At 60.0% G+C, this 22,576-nt stretch carries 21 protein-coding genes and 1 pseudogene; 15 read left to right on the forward strand and 7 right to left on the reverse strand.

The features are described 5' to 3' along the window. Positions 1–131: 131 nt before the first annotated feature. Positions 132–587, forward strand: coding sequence for a DUF721 domain-containing protein (locus AC1DKH_RS10345; RefSeq protein WP_477752539.1), 456 nt, complete (start codon positions 132–134; stop codon positions 585–587). Between the two features lie 107 nt (positions 588–694). On the opposite strand, the gene AC1DKH_RS10350 is transcribed toward AC1DKH_RS10345, so the two are convergent. Further along, positions 695–2,173, reverse strand: coding sequence for a helicase HerA-like domain-containing protein (locus AC1DKH_RS10350; protein WP_477798104.1), 1,479 nt, complete (start codon positions 2,171–2,173; stop codon positions 695–697). 189 nt (positions 2,174–2,362) lie between these two features. Between AC1DKH_RS10350 and AC1DKH_RS10355 the strand changes: the two are divergent. From AC1DKH_RS10355 to AC1DKH_RS10375, 5 genes and pseudogenes are all read left to right on the forward strand, one after another. Further along, positions 2,363–3,394, forward strand: a pseudogene (locus AC1DKH_RS10355) (HAMP domain-containing protein); the annotation flags it as partial. 93 nt (positions 3,395–3,487) lie between these two features. Then, positions 3,488–4,252, forward strand: coding sequence for a methyl-accepting chemotaxis protein (locus AC1DKH_RS10360; protein ID WP_477752566.1), 765 nt, complete (start codon positions 3,488–3,490; stop codon positions 4,250–4,252). 201 nt (positions 4,253–4,453) lie between these two features. Beyond that, positions 4,454–5,566: a glycosyltransferase family 4 protein gene (locus AC1DKH_RS10365; protein WP_477752541.1), complete on the forward strand. Its 1,113-nt coding sequence runs from the start codon at positions 4,454–4,456 to the stop codon at positions 5,564–5,566. Next, a complete protein-coding gene (locus tag AC1DKH_RS10370) occupies positions 5,559–6,335 on the forward strand; it encodes a DUF2334 domain-containing protein (protein WP_477752542.1) in 777 nt (258 codons plus the stop codon). Before AC1DKH_RS10365 ends, AC1DKH_RS10370 begins: the two co-directional genes overlap by 8 nt. Next, positions 6,332–7,327 (forward strand): lysylphosphatidylglycerol synthase transmembrane domain-containing protein, encoded by a 996-nt coding sequence (locus AC1DKH_RS10375; protein WP_477798105.1) that lies wholly within the window; start codon positions 6,332–6,334, stop codon positions 7,325–7,327. The genes AC1DKH_RS10370 and AC1DKH_RS10375 overlap by 4 nt, the downstream gene beginning before the upstream one ends. Here AC1DKH_RS10375 and AC1DKH_RS10380 read toward each other — a convergent pair. Both AC1DKH_RS10380 and purU read right to left on the reverse strand, forming a co-directional pair. Beyond that, positions 7,314–7,490 (reverse strand): hypothetical protein, encoded by a 177-nt coding sequence (locus AC1DKH_RS10380; RefSeq protein ID WP_477762763.1) that lies wholly within the window; start codon positions 7,488–7,490, stop codon positions 7,314–7,316. The genes AC1DKH_RS10375 and AC1DKH_RS10380 overlap by 14 nt on opposite strands. Positions 7,491–7,576: 86 nt before the next feature. Beyond that, the gene (purU, locus tag AC1DKH_RS10385; protein WP_007993692.1) at positions 7,577–8,425 is read right to left on the reverse strand and encodes a formyltetrahydrofolate deformylase; all 849 of its coding nucleotides are present in this window, start codon (positions 8,423–8,425) and stop codon (positions 7,577–7,579) included. 336 nt (positions 8,426–8,761) lie between these two features. On the opposite strand from purU, the gene mvaT reads away from it, so the two are divergent. Then, complete coding sequence (mvaT, locus tag AC1DKH_RS10390) at positions 8,762–9,139, forward strand: histone-like nucleoid-structuring protein MvaT (protein WP_007933316.1); 378 nt, start codon at positions 8,762–8,764, stop codon at positions 9,137–9,139. A gap of 99 nt (positions 9,140–9,238) precedes the next feature. On the opposite strand, the gene sbcB is transcribed toward mvaT, so the two are convergent. After that, positions 9,239–10,669 carry an exodeoxyribonuclease I gene (gene sbcB, locus AC1DKH_RS10395; protein ID WP_477798106.1) on the reverse strand — a complete coding sequence of 477 codons (1,431 nt, stop codon included), beginning with the start codon at positions 10,667–10,669 and terminating at the stop codon, positions 9,239–9,241. A gap of 187 nt (positions 10,670–10,856) precedes the next feature. Here sbcB and AC1DKH_RS10400 point away from each other — a divergent pair, with 187 nt between their 5' ends. Genes AC1DKH_RS10400 through AC1DKH_RS10425 form a run of 6 tightly spaced genes read left to right on the forward strand, consistent with a single transcriptional unit; the run spans position 10,857 to position 17,573 of the window. Next, positions 10,857–11,582, forward strand: coding sequence for an RDD family protein (locus AC1DKH_RS10400; RefSeq protein ID WP_477798107.1), 726 nt, complete (start codon positions 10,857–10,859; stop codon positions 11,580–11,582). Continuing rightward, positions 11,579–12,556: a stage II sporulation protein M gene (locus AC1DKH_RS10405; protein WP_477798108.1), complete on the forward strand. Its 978-nt coding sequence runs from the start codon at positions 11,579–11,581 to the stop codon at positions 12,554–12,556. Before AC1DKH_RS10400 ends, AC1DKH_RS10405 begins: the two co-directional genes overlap by 4 nt. Then, positions 12,543–14,087 carry a DUF4129 domain-containing protein gene (locus tag AC1DKH_RS10410; protein WP_477798109.1) on the forward strand — a complete coding sequence of 515 codons (1,545 nt, stop codon included), beginning with the start codon at positions 12,543–12,545 and terminating at the stop codon, positions 14,085–14,087. The genes AC1DKH_RS10405 and AC1DKH_RS10410 overlap by 14 nt, the downstream gene beginning before the upstream one ends. Continuing rightward, on the forward strand, positions 14,084–15,247 hold the full coding sequence (locus tag AC1DKH_RS10415; RefSeq protein ID WP_477798110.1) for a DUF4350 domain-containing protein: 1,164 nt from the start codon (positions 14,084–14,086) through the stop codon (positions 15,245–15,247). The genes AC1DKH_RS10410 and AC1DKH_RS10415 overlap by 4 nt, the downstream gene beginning before the upstream one ends. After that, positions 15,244–16,248: an AAA family ATPase gene (locus tag AC1DKH_RS10420; RefSeq protein WP_477798111.1), complete on the forward strand. Its 1,005-nt coding sequence runs from the start codon at positions 15,244–15,246 to the stop codon at positions 16,246–16,248. The genes AC1DKH_RS10415 and AC1DKH_RS10420 overlap by 4 nt, the downstream gene beginning before the upstream one ends. Then, the gene (locus tag AC1DKH_RS10425; protein ID WP_477798112.1) at positions 16,245–17,573 is read left to right on the forward strand and encodes a DUF58 domain-containing protein; all 1,329 of its coding nucleotides are present in this window, start codon (positions 16,245–16,247) and stop codon (positions 17,571–17,573) included. The genes AC1DKH_RS10420 and AC1DKH_RS10425 overlap by 4 nt, the downstream gene beginning before the upstream one ends. Positions 17,574–17,610: 37 nt before the next feature. On the opposite strand, the gene AC1DKH_RS10430 is transcribed toward AC1DKH_RS10425, so the two are convergent. Together AC1DKH_RS10430 and AC1DKH_RS10435 are read right to left on the reverse strand one after the other, a co-directional pair. Then, a complete protein-coding gene (locus AC1DKH_RS10430; RefSeq protein WP_477798157.1) occupies positions 17,611–17,970 on the reverse strand; it encodes a PilZ domain-containing protein in 360 nt (119 codons plus the stop codon). A gap of 235 nt (positions 17,971–18,205) precedes the next feature. Further along, positions 18,206–18,580, reverse strand: coding sequence for a tetratricopeptide repeat protein (locus AC1DKH_RS10435; protein ID WP_477798113.1), 375 nt, complete (start codon positions 18,578–18,580; stop codon positions 18,206–18,208). A gap of 172 nt (positions 18,581–18,752) precedes the next feature. Here AC1DKH_RS10435 and pyk point away from each other — a divergent pair, with 172 nt between their 5' ends. After that, positions 18,753–20,204, forward strand: a complete 1,452-nt coding sequence (pyk, locus tag AC1DKH_RS10440) for a pyruvate kinase (RefSeq protein WP_108215066.1) — start codon at positions 18,753–18,755, stop codon at positions 20,202–20,204. A gap of 247 nt (positions 20,205–20,451) precedes the next feature. Then, positions 20,452–21,765: a hypothetical protein gene (locus tag AC1DKH_RS10445; protein WP_477798114.1), complete on the forward strand. Its 1,314-nt coding sequence runs from the start codon at positions 20,452–20,454 to the stop codon at positions 21,763–21,765. Positions 21,766–21,821: 56 nt separating this feature from the next. Here the strand turns inward: AC1DKH_RS10445 and AC1DKH_RS10450 are convergent, their stop codons facing one another. Then, positions 21,822–22,568, reverse strand: coding sequence for an enoyl-CoA hydratase-related protein (locus tag AC1DKH_RS10450; RefSeq protein WP_477798115.1), 747 nt, complete (start codon positions 22,566–22,568; stop codon positions 21,822–21,824). Between the last annotated feature and the right edge of the window lie 8 nt (positions 22,569–22,576).

Genomic DNA, 22,576 nt, shown 5'->3' on the forward strand with positions numbered 1-22,576 from the left:
GCTCAACTTCAAGCCGTTCAAGGCAGAAGTTAGTTGTTGATTTAATGGGCAAAGCACCCACAAAAGCAATGGGCGGGTGCATCCGGTGCTTTCTGCTACCATGGCGCCTCTGTTACTTCAGGTGTCTGATCATGGCGTTTCGCCCACTTACGGCCAAAGTACCTGCCGTTCTACTACGCGAAGCCAAGCCGCTGAAAGCCATTCTCGGCCACGCTCAACGCCTGGGTCATCTGCAGCGTTTACTCGAAAGCCAATTGCAACCCGCCGCTCGCGAGCATTGCCACGTGGCCTCCTGGCGCGAAGGCAGTTTGTTGCTGATTGTCACCGACGGTCATTGGGCAACCCGCCTGCGCTACCAGCAGAAGCGCCTGCAACGGCAACTGCAACTGTTCGACGAGTTTGCCAATCTGACCCGGATCCTGTTCAAAGTTCAACCGCCGACCGTTCAGCAAGGTGCGGCCGGGCATACCATGGATTTGTCCAACGACGCGGCAGCGACCATTCAGGCCACGGCCGATGGCATCAGCGACCCGAATTTGCGGGCGGCACTGGAGCGGTTGGCAGCGCACGCCAAAGTAAAGGGCTAGAAGAAGGATCAAAGGATCGTCCGAACGCGGCCCGAGCCTTCGGCAGCTCCTACGGGTTGCTCGCAAATTTAAATGTAGGAGCTGCCGAAGGCTGCGATCTTTTGCTTTCAGCGGCGTTTTTTGCTGCCCAGCAACGAGCCCATCAAGCCGCGCACCAACTGTCGCCCAAGCTGATTCGCCGCCTGTCGCATCGCTGATTTCAAGGCCTGACCCGCCGCGGTTCCAAGAAACTCTCCGGCCTGCTCGGTGAAGCTCGGATCCTGTTTGCCCTGCTCCGCTTCGGGTTCAGGTGCCAACCCCTTGCGCCCCATCAGCACCTCATAGGCCGATTCACGGTCAATCGGCTTGTCATAACGCCCCTGCAACGGCGAACCGGCAATCAGCGCCGTGCGCTCGGCGTCGGCCAAAGGCCCGATCCGCGATTGCGGCGGCGCTACCAGCACCCGCTGGACCATCTCCGGCGTGCCTTTTTCCTGCAAGGTGCCGACCAGCGCCTCGCCGATCCCGAGCTCGGTCAGCACCGACAACGTATCGAACGCCGGATTCGGCCGGAAACCTTCGGCCACCGCGCGCAGGGACTTCTGCTCCTTGGCGGTGAACGCACGCAAGCCATGCTGGATGCGCAAGCCCAACTGCGCGAGCACATCATCCGGCAGGTCACCCGGCGATTGGGTGACGAAATACACGCCCACGCCTTTCGATCGAATCAGCCGCACCACCTGCTCCAGACGATCGCGCAACGCCTGGGGCGTACCGTTGAACAACAAGTGAGCCTCGTCGAAAAACAGCGCCAGCAACGGTTTGTCGGCATCGCCACGCTCCGGCAACTGCTCGAACAGCTCGGCCAGCAGCCACAGCAGGAACGTCGCGTAGACTTTCGGCGCTTCATGCACCAGACGGCTGGCATCCAGCAAATGAATGCGCCCACGACCGTCCGCAGTGGGCTGGAGGATGTCTTCGAGTTGCAGCGCCGGCTCGCCGAACAGGGCTTCGGCGCCCTGTTGCTCCAGGGTCGCCAGACGCCGCAGCAATGCCTGACTGGAGCCGGTGGTCATCAATGCCGCATCGTCACCCAGCAACTGGGGGTTGTCCCGCAGGTGATTGAGCAGCGCCTTCAGATCCTTGAGATCGAGCAACAACAGGCCTTCGCGGTCCGCCACCTTGAACGCGGCGTACAGCGCCGACTGCTGACTGTCGGTCAGTTCCAGCAGGCTGCCTAGCAGTAGCGGCCCCATTTCACTCAAGGTTGTGCGCAAAGGATGACCGGACTGACCGTGTACGTCCCACAACGTCACCGGATAAGCCTGAGGCTTGTGGTTGAGCCAGGGCATCCCGGCAATCCGCTCGGCGATCTTGCCCTGGGGATTGCCGGCGGCGCCGAGGCCGCACAGGTCACCCTTGATGTCAGCGGCGAACACCGCCACGCCGGCATCGCTGAAGGCTTCGGCCAATCGTTGCAAAGTGACGGTTTTGCCAGTGCCGGTCGCTCCCGCGATCAAACCGTGGCGGTTCGCCAGGCGCATGGCCTGGGCAATCGACTGCCCTTTGAGATCGGCGCCGATAACGAGTTGCAGAGAGTCAGGCATTTGGTCACCCATGATTAATCTTTGGTCCTACACGGCCGATAGAGATAACTGACAAAGCAGTCAGACACGATCTGGTCAGAAATTTCCCTAAGGAGAGTCGGAAAATTCACTTGCTTTCAACCTTGCCCGTTGTGCGCCCCTTTATAAAAGCACGCGCTGGACATTAAGACCTTAGCGGAACCCCAAGCCATGAACAAAAATCTGCGTTTCAGCCATAAAATCCTGCTTGCCGCCGCCCTCATTGTGATTGCCGCCTTCGCCTCATTCACGCTGTACAACGACTATTTGCAGCGCAATGCCATTCGCGAAAACCTGGAAAATTATCTGCAGGAAATGGGCGCAGTGACCGCCAACAATATCCAGACCTGGTTGAACGGGCGCAGCCTGCTGATTGAAAACCTGTCACAAACTGTCGCGCTCAACCCCGATGCGGACAACGTTTCCAGGCTGCTGGTACAAAAAGCCGTGACCTCGACCTTCATGGGCGCCTACCTCGGCAACAAGGATGGCTCTTTCATCATTCGCCCCGACAGCAAGATGCCCGATGGCTATGACCCCCGTGCACGCCCTTGGTACAAGAGCGCGCAAGGCAGCAGCGGTTCGGCATTAACCGAGCCTTATATCGACCTGGCCTCCGGCCAACTGGTGATTTCCATTGTCGACAGCGTTATCAAGGACGGCCAGAACATCGGCGTGGTCGGTGGCGACCTGAGCTTGCAGGTGATCGCCGACAGCCTTGGCACGCTGGACTTCGACGGCATGGGGTATGCCTTCCTGGTCAGTTCCGACGGCAAGATCCTGGTACATCCCGACAAAGCGCTGGCGATGAAGATGCTCAAGGATGTCTACCCGCAAGACACCCCGGCCATCAGCAGCACAATGAGCGAAATCCAGGTCGACGGCAAAACCCGCATCGTGACCTTCACCCCGATCAAAGGCTTGTCATCGGTCAACTGGTACATCGGTGTTTCGGTCGACAAGGAAAAAGCCTACTCGATGCTCAGCAAGTTCCGCACCTCGGCGGTCGTTGCGACCGTCATTGCCGTGGCCATCATCATCGCCCTGCTGGGCATGTTGATCCGCATTCTGATTCAGCCATTGCACCTCATGACCCGCGCCATGGCTGATATCGCCGACGGCGAAGGCGACCTGACCAAGCGCCTGACCATCCAGAACAATGACGAATTCGGCACCCTCGGCACTGCGTTCAACCGCTTCGTCGAACGCATTCACGGCTCGATCCGCGAAGTGTCCTCGGCCACCGGGCAAGTCAACGAAGTGGCGTTGCGCGTGGTCGCGGCTTCCAACTCGTCGATGTTCAACTCCGACCAGCAAGCCTCGCGCACCAGCAGCGTCGCAGCCGCCATCAACCAGCTCGGCGCCGCCGCCCAGGAAATTGCCCGCAACGCCGCCCAGGCGTCGAGCCAGGCCAGCGATGCCCGCAGCCTGGCCGAAGATGGTCAACACGTGGTGGACCGCAGCATCGTGGCGATGAATCAACTGTCGAGCATGCTCAGCGCATCGAGTTCCAACATCGAGTCGCTGAACAGCAAAACGGTGAACATCGGGCAGATTCTCGAAGTGATCACCAGCATTTCCCAACAGACCAACTTGCTGGCGCTCAACGCCGCGATTGAAGCCGCCCGTGCCGGTGAAGCCGGTCGTGGTTTTGCCGTGGTGGCGGACGAAGTGCGCAACCTGGCACATCGCACGCAGGAATCGGCACAACAGGTGCAAACCATGATCGAGGAGCTGCAGGTCGGCGCCCGGGAATCGGTCAGCACCATGAGCGACAGTCAGCGCCACAGCCAGGACAGCGTGGAAATCGCCAACCTCGCGGGTGAACGCCTGAACAGCGTGACGCTGCGTATCGGTGAAATCGACGGCATGAACCAGTCGGTGGCTACCGCGACCGAAGAACAGACCGCCGTGGTGGAGTCGATCAACGTCGACATCACCGAGATCAACACGCTGAATCAGGAAGGCGTGGAAAACCTGCAATCTACATTGCGCGCGTGCTCGGACCTTGAGCAGCAGGCGGCGCGGTTGAAGCAGTTGGTAGGCAGTTTCCGTATCTAACGTCTGGACTGGCCTCTTCGCTGGCAAGCCAGCTCCTACAGGGTTTAGCGTGAAGCCTGTAGGAGCTGGCTTGTCGGATCGCCGCACCGCAGCGAACGCCTCGTCTCAACCCTCACTGCCCCCACCCGCACAACCCCAACCGAACATCTATCCTTCATATAGGTCAACCAAGGGAGTACCGGGACTGGAGGATCGTTCATCGTGCATATCGCTGACATCACCATGTTCTACGCCCCTGCCAGCGGTGGCGTACGCACTTATCTGGATGCGAAGCACCGTCGTTTGGGCATCAAACCGGGCATTCGCCACAGTTTGTTGATTCCCGGATCTTCTTTTAGCGAACAGGATGGTATTTACACCGTTCCGGCCCCTGCCCTGCCCTTCGGCAAGGGCTATCGCTTCCCTCTGCGCCTCGCGCCCTGGCGCAATGTCTTGCAGGATTTGCAGCCTGACCTGATCGAAGTCGGCGATCCTTATCTCACGGCCTGGGCGGCGCTGGATGCGCGGCGCCAACTCGATGTGCCGGTCATCGGCTTTTATCACTCGGACCTGCCCCTGCTGGTCAGCAACCGCATGGGCCATTGGGTGACCAACAACGTCGAGGCCTATGTCAGCAAGCTCTACGGCAACTTTGACCGCGTACTGGCGCCCAGTCAGGTCATGGCCGACAAGCTCACCGGGCTTGGAGTCAAGAATGTGTTTGTGCAACCGCTCGGCGTCGACCTGCAAACCTTCAATCCCGATGCCAGAGACCCCGGGCTGCGGGCCGAGTTGGGCCTGGACGAAAACACCCGGTTGCTGATCTTCGCCGGGCGCGGCGCCAAGGAAAAAAACCTGCCGGTGCTGCTCGACTGCATGAAACGCCTGGGCCGACGCTATCACCTGCTGCTGGTTGGCTCGTCGATGCCCACGGCCGTGCCGTCCAACGTGACGGTGATCGACGAGTTCTGCCCGGCCGTACAAGTTGCCCGCCTGATGGCCAGTGCCGATGCACTGTTGCACGCCGGCGATCAGGAAACCTTCGGTCTGGTAATTCTGGAGGCCATGGCCAGCGGTATTCCGGTGGTGGCCGTGGCGGCCGGGGCCTTCAAGGAAATCGTCACCGAGGACTGCGGCCGGCTCTGCGCGCCGAACAATCCCGCCGCGATGGCCACCGCCGTTCGAGAACTGCTCGGGTCGGGCAACACAACGCTGGGCAAACAGGCGCGATTGCATGTCGAACGGCATTACGCCTGGGATACGGTGGTCAACAGCTTGTTGCGCCACTACCACGCCGTGCTTGGCAGCCAATGGCCGCTGACAGCCAATGGTTGAGTCCATGAACAGTCCCGCTTTACTGCTGGTACTGCACGACGTGGCACCGCCAACCTGGGCCGATTATCAGCCGTTCGTCAAAGCTGTCGACGCCTTGGGTGGCGTGCCGATCACCTGGCTGGTGGTCCCGGACTTCCACAAACACAACAACCTGGACGCCCATCCGCAATTTCGCCGCCAGCTCAGTACCAGGCTCGCCCGGGGCGACGAACTGGCGCTGCATGGCTACTTCCACTGCGACGACGGGCCGATGGCCAGCAATCCCCGAGACTGGTTCATGCGTCGGGTGTACACCTACGAAGGCGAGTTTTACCGTTTGTCGCAGGAAGCCGCCCTCGCCCGCCTGCGTTCGGGCATCGAGATGTTCCACCGCCATGACTGGCCGCTGGAGGGGTTCGTCGCCCCTGCCTGGCTGATGAGCCAAGGCACTCGCCAGGCATTGCGCCAATTGCCGTTGAGTTACACCAGCGACTCGCAGCACTTGTACCGGCTGCCGGATTTCACCGCATTCGAGGCGCCAGGGCTGGTCTGGAGTGCGCGCAGTGCCTGGCGCCGGGGCCTATCGAAGCTCGTCAGCGACTGCCGTGAACAACGCTGGCAGCAGGCCCCGGTGATTCGCCTGGGCCTGCACCCGGTGGACATGCGCCATGAGCTCTCGCGCCGATATTGGCTACAAACCCTCGAGCGCCTGCTCGACAACGGACGTGTTCCGATGACCAAGGCCCAGTGGCTGGCGCTGCAGAACGACCAACTGGGGTGCATCGCATGAGTCGCGGACTGCTGTTGCTCGTTGGCCTGCTCGCGGCCGTGCTCATTCCATTACTGTTGGGCGGCAGCGAAACCTGGTCCCGGCTGACCGGTTTTCCGCTACCGTGGTTGCTGATCATGTTCGGCATGATCCTGCTGTGCTGGGGCGTGAACACCCTGCGTCTACGCCTGTTGCTGGGGGATCAATGCGACAAGGTCAGCCGGCTCAGGAGCCTCGGTGTGGTGATTGCCGCCGAATTTGCCTATTGCGCCACACCCGGCGGCAGCGGCGGGCCTCTGACGATCATGGCTTTGCTGGCACGTTACGGCGTACGTCCGGCCAAGGGCACTGCGGTGTTTGCCATGGACCAGTTGAGCGACTTGTTGTTTTTCCTTTGTGCCCTGAGCGGGATTCTGATTTACGCCCTGTTCCAACACCTGAGCCAGCGCATGGAATGGATGCTGATGGTCAGCGCCGTTTCGCTGTTCGGCGGTATGATCAGTTGCGTCATGGTGGCCCGGTATCACCGTTTATTGATTCGCCTGAGCGGCCGATGGCTCGCCCGAGTCAATGTCAAAGCGGCCACGCGAATGCGCTGGGCGCGCAAGCTCCTGCAGTTTTTGGCGGCGTTTACCGACACGCTGAAATTGCCCGTGCAGACCTTGATCAAGGTATTCGCCCTGACCTGCGTGCATTGGCTCCTGCGCTACAGCGTGCTGTACCTGGCGTTGCGCGGGCTCGACGCGGATTTGCAGTGGGCCTGGACTTTTCTGATCCAGATTCTGGCACTCAGCGCCGGGCAATTCAGCCTTCTGCCGGGCGGAGCCGGGGCGGCGGAGTTGACATCGGCGGCGTTGCTGGCCCCCATGGTCGGGAAGTCCACGGCGGCGGCCGCGATTCTGATTTGGCGGGCGGTGACGTACTACTTCTATTTGCTGGTCGGTGGGCCGGTGTTTTTGCTGATGCTGGGCCGGCCGCTGCTGATGAAATTGATGAAACTCAGGCAGGCTTAGGTTTGTCCTCGGGCTCTTGCTGCAACTGTTCCCACAACTGCGCGGCGTCAGGAAACTCCGTACCCGTTTCAGGCCCCATGTCTTCCGGGTCGTAGCGGCTCAGGCAACCCTCACCCAGCGTGGCGGGAGCCTTGGATGTGGCTTTGTCCAGTGGATCGGCCATGGTCATGTCCTCGGTGCAGAAACGGCGAAGGACCTGAAGCGATTGAACGCCCAGACCCTTCGAGTTTCAACTGTGCCGCAGGCCTGTCAGAAGACGACGGTTTTGTTGCCGTGCACCAGCACCCGGTCTTCCAGGTGATAACGCAGGCCACGGGCCAGCACCATCTTCTCGACATCGCGGCCGAAACGCACCATGTCTTCGATGCTGTCGCTGTGGCTGACGCGTACCACGTCCTGCTCGATGATCGGGCCGGCATCCAGCTCTTCGGTCACATAGTGGCAGGTCGCGCCGATCAGCTTCACGCCACGCAGGGAGGCCTGGTGATACGGTTTGGCACCGACGAACGACGGCAGGAAGCTGTGGTGAATGTTGATGACCTTGTGCGCGTATTCGCTGCACAACTCCGGCGGCAGGATTTGCATGTAACGGGCAAGCACCACCACTTCGGCATCGTGCTGTTTGACCAGGCGCGAAACCTCGGCGAAGGCCGGCTGCTTGTCCTGCGGATTGACCGGGACGTGGTAGTACGGGATACCGTGCCACTCCACCATGCTACGCAAGTCATCATGGTTGGAAATCACGCAGGAAATTTCGCAGTCCAGTTCATCGCTGTGCCAGCGGTGCAGCAAATCGGCCAAGCAGTGCGACTCGCGGCTGGCCATCAGGACCACACGTTTCTTTTGCTCGGTATCGGTGATGCGCCAGTCCATCGAGAACTCTTCGGCGATCGGGGCAAAGGCTTCACGAAACGCTTCGATACCAAATGGCAGGGAGTCGGCACGGATTTCGTGACGCATGAAGAACCAGCCACTGAGATTGTCCGAGTGATGGCTCGCTTCAGTGATCCAGCCGTTGTGTGATGCCAGAAAGTTACTGACTTTGGCAACGATGCCAACACGGTCCGGGCAAGAAATCACCAGACGAAAAGTGCGCATGAGGGGGAAACTCCAGAACTTCGCAAAGGCCGCCATTCTAGCGATTGCGCAGCAAAACTGCAGTATTGTTGACGTTTCGCCCCGCCGGAAGGTCGGTGCGGCAGGATGGATAGCGCAGATGCCGGTTCGCCCGGATGCTCTAGCGGTGCGGGTCATTTGTTAAATTATGTATATCCGGCAGACCTGGACCACACTAATAAACGCATTACAGATGTGCGCCAAAGACACAGCAATTAAATTAAATAAAGTTGGCTTAAATGTTTACTTGATGAAACACCGTGACTATTATTGCCGCACTGTCACCTGCCATCCAGCGCACAACATAAGGTAGTCCACATGTCCTTGATCAACGAATATCGCGCCACCGAAGAAGCTATCAAAGAGCTGCAAGCCCGTTTGAAGAACCTGTCCCAAGACGACAAACTGCAAACCGAGCTGGAATTCGAAGGCAAACTGCGCACCCTGATGGGTGAATACTCGAAATCCCTGCGCGACATCATCGCGCTGTTGGATCCAGAATCCAAAACCAAGGCACCACGCGGCGGTGCAGTGAAAACTACCGGCACCAAGCGTGCTCGCAAAGTTAAACAATACAAAAACCCGCACAACGGTGAAGTCATCGAAACCAAAGGTGGCAACCACAAGACTCTGAAAGAGTGGAAAGCCAAGTGGGGCGGTGACGTGGTGGAAGGCTGGGCTACCCTGCTGGGCTAAGCTTCAGAGCTTGTCGCAGACGGATCCGTGACAAAAAATAACGCCAGCAAATGCTGGCGTTTTTTATGCCCGGTGTTTTAAGCCCTGGCATGTTCGATTTCAAAGACGCAAACGCTGACGCAATCCCTGGACATAATCCTGCCACTCACTGAGCACCCCCTGCTGAAACGGAGTGGCACTAACGCTCAATTGGGCCGCGGCTTCTACAAAACTTTCAAGGGTATTTGGCGCCCCACACTCGGGTTCTGACAAACGTTTCTGACAGAATATTCGCCAGCGTTCTTGCTCCTCGGAATTCAACGTGTCGGAAAAGTTACGTGCGCGATATCGAAACAGCAATTCAGGCAAACGTTCGTCATCGAAAGGCCACTGCTCTTGTGCCAATTGCATCGGGTCAACGGTTCTGACTTGCTCACACAATCGCCGATCCCGATCACCGATAAATCCATCATATAACTGTTGCTCCGGATCCTGGCTCTGGGAAAAATCTTCGCGAGCATAGATCGCCAGGACTTTATCCAGCCAAACTTTCCGGGCGTCATTGAGCTGCAACACCCGCTGCTGATACAGCGCCATATCCAGCCCCAGACGCTGCTGATCTTCCTGGCGAAGTACCGACAACGGTGCCACCACCGGGCACTTGTTGATGTGAATCAGCTTCAACGGCACCGGCAACTCACCTTCGGCCAGCTCGTCACGGCGGGTATACAAGCGCTGACGCAAGCTTTCGGCATCCAGATCGAGCAGGCCCTGGGGATCGAGGTGCAGGTCACAGACAATCAGGGCGTTCTTGTTGCGCGGGTGCCAGGCCAGTGGCAACACCACACCCACATAGCTGCGCGCGGCCGAAAATCGCCCGGAAACATGCACCAGCGGTTGCAGCAGGCGTATCTGGTCCATGACTTTTTGCTTGCTGCGCAGTTGAAACAGCCAGTCGTACAGCTTTGGCTGTTTTTCCCGTATCAGGCGCGCCAGGGCGATCGTCGCGCGAACGTCCGACAGCGCTTCGTGGGCATTGCCATGGTCGATGCCGTTGGCAGCGGTCAGGCGTTCAAGCTTGAGCGTGACCCGCCCCTCGTCATCGGTCGGCCAGACCATGCCGTCGGGGCGCAAGGCATAAGCGGCGCGCACCACATCGATCAGGTCCCAGCGGCTGTTGCCGCCCTGCCACTCCCGCGCATAGGGGTCGAAAAAGTTTCGGTACAGGCTGTAGCGGGTCATCTCGTCGTCGAAACGCAAGGTGTTATACCCCGCGCCACAGGTGCCGGGCGCGGCCAGCTGCGCATGCACCCGGGTCATGAAATCGGCTTCGCTCAAGCCTTGCGCCTGCAGTTGCCCGGGGGTGATTCCGGTGATGGTGCAGGCGGCCGGATGCGGCAGGATGTCGTCACTGGGCTGACAGTAAAGATTGACCGGCGCGTCGATTTCATTGAGATCGAAGTCGGTGCGCAGGCCGGCCATTTGCAACGGACGGTCGCAACGGGGATTGATGCCAGTGGTTTCGTAGTCGTACCAGAAGATGGAGGTCACGGGCGATTCCTGAACTGAAGATCGGCAAAGTCTAGGCGTTCACCTCCTTCCCCGGCCAGTAGTCTTGTCATTCAAGCACCTTGCGCGACTCAGCATGCAATACATAGTTATGTCGTTTCCCCCCGCATAGGCTGCTAGCATCGGATAGACACAGAATCCCGATCCAGGCCACATCATCAGGTTGCCCATGTTCGAGACCACAGCACTGCCAGGGAATGTGCCGCTGTCACCGCCGCTGGATACGCGGTACCAGGTCGAAACGCCGGAGGGCGTCGACCTGCCACTGCGCCCGGCCGGGTTGATGGTCCGTGCGCTGGCCTTCTCCATCGATCTTGGTTTGCGCGGCCTGGTCCTGGGCTTGCTGTTCATTGCACTGGCGATGCTGGGCAAACTGGGTGCCGGGATCGGGTCGATCCTGCTGTTCGTGGTGAGCTGGTGGTACATGGTGCTGTTCGAGGTACTGAACCACGGCCGCTCGCCGGGCAAGCAATGGATGGGGCTGCGGGTGGTGCACGACGATGGCACCCCGGTTGGCTGGTCCGCGTCGCTGCTGCGAAACCTGTTGCGCGTTGTCGACCTGCTGCCCTTCGGTTACTTCCTCGGGGCCATCAGTTGCCTGCAACATCCCCACTTCAAGCGTCTCGGCGATATCGCCGCCGGGACCCTGGTGATCTACCGCGAACAAACGCACGCCCGCCCCGAACTCCCCGAAGCCCAACCCCGCCGCCCGGCCTTTGTCCTGACACTCACCGAGCAAAGGGCCATCATCGGGTTTGCCGAGCGCCAGGGCGAACTCTCCGAAGCGCGGGTCAATGAACTGGCCGCGATCCTCGCCCAACCATTGCAAGTCCAGCCCCCGCAGGCGGTGACCGAACTCAACGGTATCGCCCGCGGCTTTTTGGGGCCGACATGAAGCAAAGCCTTTTTGAAAGCCGGCACAAGGCCGAATGGGAACAGTTCACTCACCTGCTCGAGCAATTGGAGCACGACAGGAAAGCCACCGACGCCGGCAGCTTCCCGAAGGACTACCGACGCCTCTGCCACCACTTGGCACTGGCCCGGGAGCGTGGCTACAGCAGTTTCCTGATCGACTCCCTGCAGCAACAAGTGCTGCGCGGACACCAACAGCTTTACCGTCATCGCAGCCGTTTGGGCGCCAACGTGCTGGCATTCATCCTGGCCGACTTTCCGCGACTGGTGCGCGAACAGTGGCGTTTCGTCCTCGCCGCCAACCTGATGTTCTTTACCAGCCTGGCCGGTTTCGCGCTGCTGGTGTACCTGTACCCGGACCTGGTCTACAACCTGATCCCCGCCGAGCAGGTCAGCGAGATGCAAAGCATGTACGACCCCGTTGCCGGCCACCTCGGGCGCACGGCGGAACGGGCCGCCAGTGAGGACTGGGCGATGTTCGGCTACTACATCATGCACAACATCGGCATTGCCTTTCAGACCTTCGCCAGCGGTTTGCTGTTCGGCCTGGGCAGCGTGTTTTTCCTGATTTTCAACGGCCTGATGATCGGTGCGGTGGCCGGGCACCTGACCTATGTCGGCTACGGGCAAACCTTTTGGTCATTCGTGATCGGCCATGGCGCATTCGAACTCAGCGCCATTGCCCTGGCCGGTGCCGCCGGCCTGAAGCTGGGCTGGGCGTTGGTCGCCCCGGGGCGCCTGCCACGCGCCGAGGCCTTGCGATTGGCGGCGCGCAAGAGTGTGCTGCTGGTCTGCGGGGTCATGCTGTTTCTGTTGATCGCGGCGTTTATCGAAGCCTATTGGTCGTCAATGACCGGCCCTTCGCACCAGACCAAGTACTTGGTCGGCGCGGCGCTCTGGTTGCTGATGGTGGTTTATCTCGTATTTGCCGGACGTCGCCACCATGCGCCTGAGTGACGCCACGGTGGTGATTCGCCCGCGCTCGACCTGGGAAGCCATGGACCTCGGAGTGCTCCTGAGCCAACGCCATCGACGCCTGTTGATGACCAGTTGGGCCTTGGTCACCTTGCCGGTTTTCGTGCTGCTCAGTTGGGTGCTCTGGGATTCGCCCTCTCTCGCCGTGTTCATTTTCTGGTGGCTGAAGCCGGCGTTCGAACGCCTGCCCTTATACATCCTGTCCCAGGCGATGTTCGGTGAAACGCCCACACTCAAGCAGGCCCTGCACCAATGGCCACGCCTGCTCAAACCGCAATTGCTGGCCAGCCTGACCTGGCGACGCCTGAGTTTACCCCGCAGTTTCGTGATGCCGGTGGTGCAACTCGAAGGACTGGACGGGCAGCAACGGCAACAGCGTCTACAGGTGCTGTTGCAGCGAGACGCTGGCGCCGCACGCTGGCTGACAATCATCGGCGCGCACCTGGAAGGCGCGTTGTGGATCGGCTTGATGGTGTTGTTCTATCTATTGCTGCCACAACAGGTCGCGCTCGACTGGAGCTGGCAGTCGCTGATCTCGGCGGCCACCCAGGACTGGCGCTGGCTGGAACACCTGACCAACGCCTTTTATGCACTGGTGCTGGTGGTCTGGGAACCGATCTATGTCGCCTGCGGTTTCAGTCTGTACCTGAACCGGCGCACCGTGCTGGAGGCCTGGGATATCGAACTGGTGTTCCGCCGAATGCGCCAACGCCTCGTCAGTGCAGGCGCTGTCCTGTTGATGGCCGTGATTGCGCTGATGCCGCCCAACCACAGCGCATGGGCCACCGAACCGGCCATCTCACCCGACAGCCCGCGCTTGCTGGACCAGCCCCTGACCAGCCAGGCCTCCAGGGACAGCATCAAGTCGATCCTCGAGCAGCCGCCCTTCAAGAACCGGGAAACGGTGACGCGCTACCGCTTTGGCGAAGAGCAACCGAGTCCTGAAGCCGCGGACGATGGCAAGACACTGCAATGGTTGAAGGCGCTGTTGAAGCTGTTCGAGGGGCAACGCTTCGGGGCATTGGCGACCCTGATTGAAATCGTGCTGTGGGGCATCGTCATGGGTGCCGTCGGCCTGTTGATCTGGCGCTATCGCGACTGGTTGCAGGCGTTCGTCAGCCTCCGACCGATCCCCGTCAACAAAGCCACGGGGCTATTACCGCAGCAGGCATTCGGCATGGACCTCAAGCCCGAATCCCTGCCCGCCGACATCGCCGCCCACGCCGAAAGTCTTTGGCAGACTCATCCACGCGAAGCACTTGGTTTGCTCTATCGCGCCCTGCTCAGCCGTCTGTTGCACGACTTCAACATCGCGCTCAAGTCCGCCGACACTGAAGGCCAAGTGCTTCAGCGTATCGAGCTATTACAGCAACCGGCCTTGCTGGCCTACAGCAAAAACCTGACCGGGCACTGGCAAAACATGGCCTACGGTCATCGCCTGCCGCCCGCTCAGGTGCAGCAGGAACTGTGTAACGGCTGGCGCGTTCTGTTCGGCTCGCAGGTTGTCCGTTGAATCGGCGCTGGGGGTCGATAACCGGGGTGTTGATCGCCGTGTTGCTGGCAGCGCTGAGTGTTTATCTGTACCTCAAGGCAACCCCCTACCAGACCGACATCGACCACGGTCCCGCCCCCGAAGCCAGGGCCAACCCATATCTGGCGGCGGAGCTGTTCCTGCGCAAGCAAGGCCTGAGCGTCGACCACGCCAATGGCCTCGACATCCTGCCCAGCCTCGACCCGCATCAACACAGCCTGCTGTTGCTCGCAGAGCGCTACAACATGACCCCACGACAGATCGACCAGGTGCTGAACTGGACCCGGGCCGGCGGGCGGCTTCTGTTCGTCGCCGAAGCGCTGTGGGATGAAAAACGCGGTCATAGCAATGATCTGCTGCTCGATCGGGTGCAACTGCACCAGTCCCTGAGTAAGGACCTCAAGGCAGCGCCACCCAATGTCGGCGCAGATCCGTACCCGGAACTGACCAAGCTCTATCTGGAAAACGAAGACGCCCCGGCCTATGCCGGTTTCGATACCGCGTTCCATCTCGAAGACCCGAAAAACCTCTCCCAGGCCTGGGCCAACAGCGCCGGGGCCACACACATGATGCAGCTCGGTTACGGTCTCGGCTCGATCATCGTGGTCACCGATGCCGACTTGTGGAAAACCCCGGCCATCGACCAGTACGACAATGCCTGGCTGCTCTGGTACCTGACCGCCGACACCCGCGTGACGCTGATCTTCAATACCGATCACGACAGCCTGCCGACCTTGCTGCTGCGTTATTTTCCCCAGGCGCTGGTCGCGTTGTTCGCTTTGATCGGTCTGGGTTTCTGGCACTTCGGTGTGCGTCAGGGGCCATTGCTGGAACCGGCGCCGAAAGCACGCCGGCAACTGCAGGAGCACCTGCGCGCCAGTGCCGACTTCCTGTTGCGTCGCAACGGTCAGGCCGGCCTGCTGCAAGCCTTGCAGCAAGACATCCTGCGGCGCATGCGGCGTCGCCATCCCGGCTTTGAACAACTCGTCGTTGCCGAACAATGGCTAGTGCTCGCGCGCCTGACCGGCCAACCCACACGCGCTATCAGCCAGGCCATGAGCCCGCGACCGAAGCAACGACTTACCAGCGTTGAATTCAGCCGTCAGGTCGCCCATCTGCAATCCTTGAGGAACGCCCTATGAGTCAACCGATCGAGCCCGACGTACCGACGAGCCACGCCGCTCAACAACGTCAGCGTGCCGGCCATCTGGCCCAGGCCGTACGCAAAGAATTGCAAAAAGCAGTGATTGGCCAGGACCGCGTGATCGACGACGTCCTGACCGCGCTGATCGCCGGCGGCCACGTGTTGCTCGAAGGTGTGCCGGGTTTGGGCAAAACCCTGTTGGTGCGTGCCCTCGCCCGTTGCTTCGGCGGTGAGTTCGCGCGTATCCAGTTCACCCCGGACCTGATGCCCAGCGACGTCACCGGGCATGCGGTGTATGACTTGCAGACCGAGCAATTCAAACTGCGCAAGGGGCCGTTGTTCACCAACCTGCTACTGGCCGACGAGATCAACCGTGCCCCGGCGAAAACCCAGGCGGCGCTGCTCGAAGCCATGCAGGAGCGGCAAGTCACCCTAGAAGGCCAGGCATTGCCGATTGCGCAACCGTTCATGGTGCTCGCCACGCAAAACCCGATCGAACAGGAAGGCACTTACCCCTTGCCGGAAGCTGAACTGGACCGCTTCATGCTCAAAGTGCGCATGGATTACCCCGACGCCGAGCAAGAGCTGAACATGGTGCGTCAGGTCAGCCGCTCGACCCGGGCCGATATGCTCGACGTTCAACCGATGCGCACGTTGTTGCAGGCCAAGGATGTACTGGCCCTGCAACGCATCGCCAGCGACCTGGCGCTGGACGATCAGGTGCTCGATTACGCCGTGCGCCTGGCCCGCTCCACCCGCAGCTGGCCCGGCTTGATCCTCGGCGCCGGCCCGCGCGCGTCCATCGCTCTGGTGCGATGCGCCCGGGCTCGTGCGCTACTGCGCGGTGGTGAGTTTGTGATTCCGGATGACATCAAGGGCTGCGCCCTGGCCGTGCTGCGCCATCGTGTGCGCATCGCGCCGGAGCTGGACATCGAAGGCCTGGATGTCGATCAGGTACTCCAGCAGATGCTCGACCAAGTGCCGGCGCCACGCCTGTGAAACCCTCGCGCCTGATGCTCGCCTGGCTGCTGGTCCTGCTGGCCTGCGGCATTGCGTCGGGTACTTTGCGCGCATTGGAATTCGCGGTTCCGGCGAATCTCATGGCGATCAACTGGGGGCTGCTCCTGGCGCTGCTGGCCCTGGCCCTGCTGGATGCCGTACGCGTGAAACGCCTGCCTTCACCCCGGCTGAAACGCCAGTTGCCCGGCAGCCTGGCACTGGGTCGATGGAGCGAGGTGCAACTGAACCTGGAACACGACTTTACCCAACCGCTTAACGTAGAAGTTTTCGACCACGTGCCAACGGGCCTGAGCTTCGAACACCTGCCCCTGACGGTCGAGCTGCAACCCGGCCGGCACAGCCAGGCCGGTTATCGCCTGCGCCCGCTCCAGCGCGGTCACTTCAACTTCAAACACTGCGAAATCGACCTGCCAAGTCCCTTGGGGCTCTGGTCGGACAGACGCTTGCTCGAACTACCGGACGCCACCCGCGTCTACCCCGACTTCGCCCGTCTCTATGAGGGGCAATTACTGGCAGTGGACAACTGGCTCAGCCAGCTTGGCGTCCGCCAGAAACAGCGGCGGGGCCTGGGCCTGGAATTCCACCAACTGCGCGAATTTCGCGAGGGCGACAGCCTGCGCCAGATCGACTGGAAAGCCACAGCGCGCCAGCGCACGCCGATTGCCCGGGAGTATCAGGACGAACGCGATCAGCAGATCATTTTCATGCTCGACTGCGGCCGGCACATGCGCAGCCAAGATGATGAGCTGTCGCACTTCGACCATGCCCTCAACGCCTGTCTGTTGCTCAGCCATGTCGCGCTACGCCAGGGCGACGCGGTGGGCCTGAGTACATTCGCCAGCGAACAACCGCGCTACCTCGCGCCGGTCAAAGGCACCAGTCATCTCAACACCCTGCTCAACAGCGTTTATGACTTGAACAGCAGCCAACGCAGCACCGACTATCAAGCCGCGGCCACGCAACTGCTGGCACGGCAAAAACGCCGGGCACTGGTGGTGCTGGTGACCAACCTGCGCGAAGAAGACGACGATGAGTTGCTCCCGGCGGTCAAGCGCCTGAGTCAGCAACATCAGGTACTGGTCGCGAGCCTGCGCGAAGACGTGCTCGACACCCTGCGCCAGTCATCCGTGCAGACTTTGCCCGAAGCGCTGGCCTATTGCGGGACCGTGGACTACCTGAATGCACGCGCAGAACTCCATGAGCGCTTGAACGCTCATGGCGTGTTGGTGATGGATGCACGGCCCGGCGAGTTGGGGGCAGAGCTGGTGACTCGGTACCTGGGCTGGAAAAGAACCGGACTTTGAGCCGGAGCAGTCACTCACAGCCCAATTCCTATTGATCTCAGGCCGAAGCCGGCAGCGGCAGAAAACTGAAATACTGCTTCAGCGCCTCCACCAGTTGCCCATATTCCGGTGGCGCCCGTTGCAGGCTGAACCCGGCGTCGTAATGTCGGGGGGTTGCGTCTTCGTGGCACCACAGGCAACAGGCCTGCAGATCGATGATCCGCTGGCCACCTTCGCTGGCGGGAATTTTCAGGCGCAGGTTGAAGTCCGCGCCGATCATCATCGGCAGGTGGCTGATTAGCATCAGTCCGTCTTCGGAGACATTGCCCAGGTAGCCAATGGGTTTGCCGGTGATGCCGTTGAACACTTTGAGGAAATACGGCAGTTGATGCCGCTCGATTCGGCGGTCGGTGAACATGTGCAATTTCGCCATGCAAGGCTCTTAAGCAGAGCCGCACTACTGCTTCGGAACGGGTACGCATCAAGTCTTGCCCGCTCTCCCCGCTTCCGGTGCGCCAGTCCTGACAGCGCTGAGTCCTGCTTGTGCCGGTCACAGGTGTTGCCCCGGTTCATCAGAGGCAAGGCTCTAAAACCGGTTCATTGGACTATAGCTCAGCACCGCCGGGGAGCCAGCGATCAGAGGGTTACCGCCATCAGAACTGGGTCGGTTTAACGGCCGCTGCACTGCGCGTCGGATAGTGGCCCAGGCTCTGCAGGGTTTCAATGCGGGCATGGGCGCGGTAGGCGTACTCGCTCTGTGGATAAGACGCCATGATGAACTGATAGGTCTGGGCCGCGTCGATGAACATCTTCTGTCGCTCCAGGCACAGGCCGCGCATCATTGACACTTCCGGCCACACGTAAGGCCGCGCGCGGCTGTCGCGTTCGACCTTGGACAGTTCGAGCATCACCTGCTCGCAATTGCCCCGGTCATAGGCGCTGTAGGCATTGTTCAAATGATGGTTCATCGACCAACGGGTGCAGCCCGTGACGCTGAGGGCAAGGGCGGCAATGAGCACGAATCGCATGGGGGGATCTCCTGTCTTGAACCCTGTATCGACCCATGGTCGGAAATCTTCAGGCTGCCGGACGTAAAGTTGCAGGGTTCAATAAAGAAAGAAATAAGTAGTGCAAACGAACAATGACTACAACATCGGAGCATAGTAGCCTCAGTCAGCGCTTGAACTCAGGAGTCATTGCATGTCCGTCCGTCGTACCAAAATCGTCGCTACCCTTGGCCCGGCCAGTAACTCGCCGGAAGTTCTCGAACAGCTGATTCTGGCTGGCCTGGACGTCGCCCGCCTGAACTTCTCCCACGGCACCCCCGACGAGCACAAGGCTCGCGCGAAGCTGGTGCGTGACCTCGCCGCCAAGCACGGCCGCTTCGTCGCCCTGCTGGGTGACCTGCAAGGCCCGAAAATCCGTATCGCCAAGTTCGCCAACAAGAAGATCGAGCTGAAGATCGGTGATCAATTCACCTTCTCCACCAGCCATCCTCTGACCGAAGGCAACCAGCAAGTGGTCGGCATCGACTACCCGGACCTGGTCAAGGACTGCGGCGTGGGCGACGAGCTGCTGCTCGACGACGGCCGCGTGGTGATGCGCGTCGATACTGCCACGGCCACCGAACTGCACTGCACAGTGACCATCGGCGGCCCGCTGTCCGACCACAAAGGCATCAACCGTCGCGGTGGCGGCCTGACCGCTCCGGCCCTGACTGAAAAAGACAAGGCTGACATCAAGCTCGCTGCGGAAATGGAAGTCGACTACCTCGCGGTATCCTTCCCGCGTGACGCCGCCGACATGGAATACGCCCGTCAACTGCGCGACGAAGCCGGCGGCACCGCCTGGCTGGTGGCGAAGATCGAACGCGCCGAAGCCGTGGCCGACGACGAAACCCTCGACGGCCTGATCAAGGCATCCGACGCGGTGATGGTTGCCCGTGGTGACCTGGGCGTGGAAATCGGCGACGCCGAGCTGGTGGGCATCCAGAAGAAGATCATTCTGCACGCACGCCGCCACAACAAGGCGGTGATCGTCGCGACCCAGATGATGGAGTCGATGATCCAGAACCCGATGCCGACCCGCGCTGAAGTTTCCGACGTAGCCAACGCCGTGCTCGACTACACCGACGCCGTGATGCTCTCGGCCGAAAGCGCCGCTGGCCTGTACCCGCTGGAAGCCGTTCAGGCCATGGCGCGCATCTGCATCGGTGCCGAAAAGCACCCGACCAGCAAGACCTCCAGCCACCGCATCGGCAAAGAGTTCGAGCGCTGCGACGAAAGCATCGCACTGGCGACCATGTACACCGCCAACCACTTCCCGGGCGTGAAAGCGATCATCGCCCTGACCGAAAGTGGCTACACCCCGCTGATCATGTCGCGCATCCGTTCCTCGGTGCCGATCTACGCGTTCACCCCACACCGCGAAGCCCAGGCTCGCGCGGCGATGTTCCGTGGCGTGTACACCATCCCGTTCGACCCGGCTTCGCTGGCGCCGAACGAAGTCAGCCAGAAGGCGATCGACGAACTGGTCAAGCGCGGCGTAGTACAGAAAGGCGACTGGGTCATCCTGACCAAGGGCGACAGCTACCACACCACCGGCGGCACCAACGGCATGAAGATCCTGCACGTTGGCGATCCGATGGTCTGAGTGACCGGTTGCTGAAAAACAAAAGCCCCGCCATGTGAATGGCGGGGCTTTTTTTGTAATGAAAACAGGCAATTAAACTTTTACTAAGCCCTCACCTATCAGATGTGACAGTAGGCAGCATTCTGCACGTATCGCTAAATACGATTGAGCTTGGCGAATATGGATGATCGATAGCCGCAATTGAATGCTGTCGTCGTTTATTAAACTCGCTGAAGTTAAATAATCTATTTATTAAAGGATGAGAAAAATGACTGCATCGCAGCTCGACCCCGGTGAACTCGACCCGAGTTTTGGGCCATTAAAAGACGGAATACTGGTGCTGAAATACGCCGATTTCATGATCACTAACGGCCAGCTTGTTTCTGAAGCACCCAACGGCAAAATCTATATTGCGGGAAGCAGCTGGTCACAGGACACAGTGCTAGCTGAGCATTTTTCCCTTACTCGGGTTTTGAGCGATGGCACGCTTGATCATGGTTTCGGCCTGGCTGGCACCAAACACGTCAGGCTCCCACGCCCTGGCAGCGACGGCTTAGGCACAACGCCCTTTCAAATCGTCTATCTGGGCAGTGGCGCAGAAGGCAAAATTCTTGTAACGGTAGGTCGCCACGTTGCGGGAGACGGCGCGTCGACGCAGGCGAGTTACCTGGTTCGCTTGACCGATAAAGGGGAGTTGGACGATAGCTTCGGTAACGACGGCATCTTGCTTATCAACCCATCTTCTGAAATCGATTCTGATCAGTCGTTGAGCTCAGAAGTCATGCAGTTCGGTAACACCTCGTCAAGCCGCAGCGTCCATGTGGCAGACGGCAAGATTTATGTTATTTCCGCAGCGTTTGAACCAGCAACAGGGCTTATCGCACGGGTGATGTGTTTTGATAACGACGGTAAGCCAGAGCTGTCGTTTAACGGAACAGGTTACGTGTCCCTGTCTGAAGTACTCAATGTGCGCAGCTCGTTTAATGACATCGTCGTGCAGGATGGAAAAATCACAGTATGCGGATGGGCCGGCTCTGGCGCCCTACTGGCTCGCATCAATACTGATGGAGGTTTTGACAAAACCTTTGCGGAAGCCGGATACAAGGTTTTGGAAGGGCCAAGTTTTCAATTTACTTCCCTTGCAGTACTGCCTGATGGGCGGACTGTCGCCGCGGGTTTTGGTTTCTCCGACCGTCGTGGCTTGCTGGCGGCTTATACATCCGGGGGCCAGATCGACAGGACGTTTAATCAAGGCGCTCATGTAGAGGAGAAGTTTGACAGTTCTGATACTGTCATGTTTTTGGGCATGGGGTTCAAAGATGGAAAAATTATTGCCTCGGGAAGATACATCGATGGCGCTCGAACTTTGAATTTTGTCACCGCGCGGTACCTGGCTAATGGTCGCCGCGACACAACCTTTGGGAAAGGCAAAGGCTGGATTATTCCCGACATTCGCGGCTACCGCCCCCTCGCTCACGGAATGAGTATGCAATCCGATGGAAAAATACTGGCGGTAGGAAATGACCATGATGGCTTTTATGGCAGAGCGGTCATCGTTACCCGGCTTTTAAACGGCGCCTGAAGAGTACTGATATTTTCGGAAGGCAACGCGCAACCTACTGAGCCGTTGCCTTTTGTCTACCTGTTGATAAAACCCGACAACGCCGCAATCGCCTCCGGCGAGCGCAGTCGTTGGGTGAACAACGCGCCCTCTTCTTCGATCACTTTGCGCAGCAGCTTCCGGTCCGGGGCCTTCATCAATTGCTTGCTGATGCGCACCGCCTCCGGTGGCAGCGACTCGTAACGCAGCGCCATCTCCCGCGCCTTGGCCAGCGCCGCTTTGCCACTGCCCAACGCCTCGGTCGCAATACCCCACTCGGCGGCTTGTTCACCGCTGAAACCTTCGCCGAGAAGCAACAATTCCGCCGCTTTTGCATGCCCGAGCAATCGAGGCAAGAGCAGGCTGGAACCGAACTCCGGGCAGAGCCCGAGATTGACGAAGGGCATGCGCAATCGCGCATCACGGCTAATATAGACGAGATCGCAATGCAGCAGCATCGTCGTGCCGATCCCCACCGCCGCACCCGCCACGGCGGCGATCACCGGTTTGCGGCATTCGAGCAAGTTGAGCATGAAATGGAATACCGGGCTGTCGAGGCCGCTCGGTGGTTGCTGAATGAAATCGGCGATGTCGTTGCCGGCCGTAAAGCATTCGGCAGAGCCGGTGATCAGCACGGCATTGATCCCGGGGTCGCTATCGGCCTGTTTCAGCGCATCGGCCAAGTGGCTGTACATGGCGCGGGTCAGGGCATTTTTCTTGTCTGGGCGATTCAGGCGCAGGGTCAACAGGCCGCGTTCGCGTTCAACTTGGATGGCATCGGTCATGGCAGGTC

This window comes from Pseudomonas sp. 05L36 (assembly GCF_056398125.1).

Coding starts and splice junctions, on each gene's coding strand:
- AC1DKH_RS10405 (WP_477798108.1), top strand. CDS start 11,579: ATGAAGCAAAGCCTTTTTGAAAGCCGGCACAAGGCCGAATGGGAACAG.
- AC1DKH_RS10370 (WP_477752542.1), top strand. CDS start 5,559: ATGGTTGAGTCCATGAACAGTCCCGCTTTACTGCTGGTACTGCACGAC.
- purU (WP_007993692.1), bottom strand. CDS start 8,425: ATGCGCACTTTTCGTCTGGTGATTTCTTGCCCGGACCGTGTTGGCATC.
- mvaT (WP_007933316.1), top strand. CDS start 8,762: ATGTCCTTGATCAACGAATATCGCGCCACCGAAGAAGCTATCAAAGAG.
- AC1DKH_RS10380 (WP_477762763.1), bottom strand. CDS start 7,490: ATGGCCGATCCACTGGACAAAGCCACATCCAAGGCTCCCGCCACGCTG.
- AC1DKH_RS10375 (WP_477798105.1), top strand. CDS start 6,332: ATGAGTCGCGGACTGCTGTTGCTCGTTGGCCTGCTCGCGGCCGTGCTC.
- AC1DKH_RS10345 (WP_477752539.1), top strand. CDS start 132: ATGGCGTTTCGCCCACTTACGGCCAAAGTACCTGCCGTTCTACTACGC.
- AC1DKH_RS10410 (WP_477798109.1), top strand. CDS start 12,543: ATGCGCCTGAGTGACGCCACGGTGGTGATTCGCCCGCGCTCGACCTGG.
- pyk (WP_108215066.1), top strand. CDS start 18,753: ATGTCCGTCCGTCGTACCAAAATCGTCGCTACCCTTGGCCCGGCCAGT.
- AC1DKH_RS10360 (WP_477752566.1), top strand. CDS start 3,488: ATGTTCAACTCCGACCAGCAAGCCTCGCGCACCAGCAGCGTCGCAGCC.
- AC1DKH_RS10435 (WP_477798113.1), bottom strand. CDS start 18,580: ATGCGATTCGTGCTCATTGCCGCCCTTGCCCTCAGCGTCACGGGCTGC.
- AC1DKH_RS10420 (WP_477798111.1), top strand. CDS start 15,244: ATGAGTCAACCGATCGAGCCCGACGTACCGACGAGCCACGCCGCTCAA.
- AC1DKH_RS10350 (WP_477798104.1), bottom strand. CDS start 2,173: ATGCCTGACTCTCTGCAACTCGTTATCGGCGCCGATCTCAAAGGGCAG.
- AC1DKH_RS10400 (WP_477798107.1), top strand. CDS start 10,857: ATGTTCGAGACCACAGCACTGCCAGGGAATGTGCCGCTGTCACCGCCG.
- AC1DKH_RS10450 (WP_477798115.1), bottom strand. CDS start 22,568: ATGACCGATGCCATCCAAGTTGAACGCGAACGCGGCCTGTTGACCCTG.
- AC1DKH_RS10445 (WP_477798114.1), top strand. CDS start 20,452: ATGACTGCATCGCAGCTCGACCCCGGTGAACTCGACCCGAGTTTTGGG.
- AC1DKH_RS10430 (WP_477798157.1), bottom strand. CDS start 17,970: ATGTTCACCGACCGCCGAATCGAGCGGCATCAACTGCCGTATTTCCTC.